Below are 1,503 nucleotides of genomic sequence, written 5' to 3'. Positions count from 1 at the left end.
ACCAGTGGATATATTTGTGGTAACCGGCCAGCGTTTCATCTGCACCCTGTCCATCCAGCAATACCCTTACGCCATGTGATTGCGCCAGCCCGTAAACTTTATATTGCGCAAAAATACTCGAAGACGTAAATGGCTCTTCCTGGTGGTAGCAAAGCTTTTCAAAATCATTGACCAGTTCTTCCGCAGTTGGCGTAACGGTGAAATTTTTCAGGCGCAGCATGTCCGTAACCTTCTGTATATGTTGTGCCTCATCCTTTTCAAACCCGGGGAAAACTGCGGAAAATGTGGTGAAGTCACCCGCATGCCTTTTGCCCAAAGCCTTGTTTACAAAATAGGCGATCGTTGAGCTGTCGAGCCCGCCGCTAAGGCTGGAGCCCACTGGTACATCGCTTCTCAACCGGCGGTGAATGGAAAGTGAGAACAGGCTTTCAAAAATGCCCAATGCATCCGGCTTCTTTACCTGCTGGCGGTATTGTTTGTCGATCGTCCAGTAAGAATGTATCCGAAAATCCATTTCCGCGAAATTCAGCACCGCAAAATGTGAAGGGGGCAAGGAGAAAATATCTTTGTAAAAAGTCTGTGATTTATTGGAAGGGTTTTGCACATGCCCCAGTGAAAGATAGTTAAGCATTAATTTATGCTCGATGGTTTTATCAATCCCGATCGCCCACAACCCTTTCATTTCGCTGGCAAAGGCGAATATCTCCTGGTTTTGATAATAATAAAAAGGTTTTTCGCCAAAGCGGTCACGTGCGCAAAACAAGGTCTGTCTTTTTTCATCCCAGATAGCGAAGGCAAACATGCCATCGAAATGCTGCAGGCAACGCTCATCATAAAAATCGTAGGCGGCCAGTATCACTTCAGTATCGCTTTCGGAGGTAAAAATGTAGCCTGCTTTCTGCAGTTCGTTCTTTAATTCGATGTAATTGTAAATTTCACCGTTGTACACGATGGTGTAACGTTGCAGGTAGTGCATCGGCTGATGCCCGTTGTCAGTGAGGTCGATGATAGCCAGCCTGCGATGTGCAAAACCGACATGATTGGAGCGGTTGGTCCAGAAACCTTCCCCGTCGGGACCGCGGTGCGACAAGGCATCAGCCATGGCACTCAGCAACGGCCTGCTGATCATTGATTCGTCCCGCGTTATTATTCCCGCTATTCCACACATTGGTTAAAAAAGTTGAAGGTTCTAAGTTCAGAGTCAATAGTTAATAGTGAATAGTCAATGGTTCACAATAATGGAGCCTTTTCAATACTCTTTTGCAGTATCGGGCTTTACCTATTGACTATTCGCTATTGACTTTTTCGAAAAGTTGATGGGCAACACCGTTTTCACATTATCCCAGGCCATCAGGAGTCCTGCGCCTCCTGGTTCATCCATGAATACCATGGTAAAATCTTCCAGTGCCGGCGATTGGCGCTGCACAGGTACTTCCGTCCGCATTACATCTTTGCTGGTATCTGTATGCAATCCCCAGGTGTAAAGATTGGAATTGAGCACGA

Annotated in this window: 2 protein-coding genes; both read right to left on the bottom strand. The window is 46.4% G+C overall.

What is annotated here, in order from left to right; translation table 11 throughout:
- A partial coding sequence (gene asnB, locus EGI32_RS11125) for an asparagine synthase (glutamine-hydrolyzing) (protein ID WP_255155442.1) occupies window positions 1-1,129 on the bottom strand: 1,129 nt, incomplete at its 3' end.
- Between the two features lie 150 nt (window positions 1,130-1,279).
- Window positions 1,280-1,503: DUF2911 domain-containing protein (locus EGI32_RS11120; RefSeq protein ID WP_255155441.1), on the bottom strand; the 224-nt coding region annotated here is incomplete at its 5' end.

The organism is Ferruginibacter sp. HRS2-29 (genome assembly GCF_024343615.1).
Classification (GTDB): domain Bacteria; phylum Bacteroidota; class Bacteroidia; order Chitinophagales; family Chitinophagaceae; genus Ferruginibacter.
Note: the sequence above shows the minus strand (reverse complement) of the source record. Positions and strands in the feature narration are given on the sequence as shown.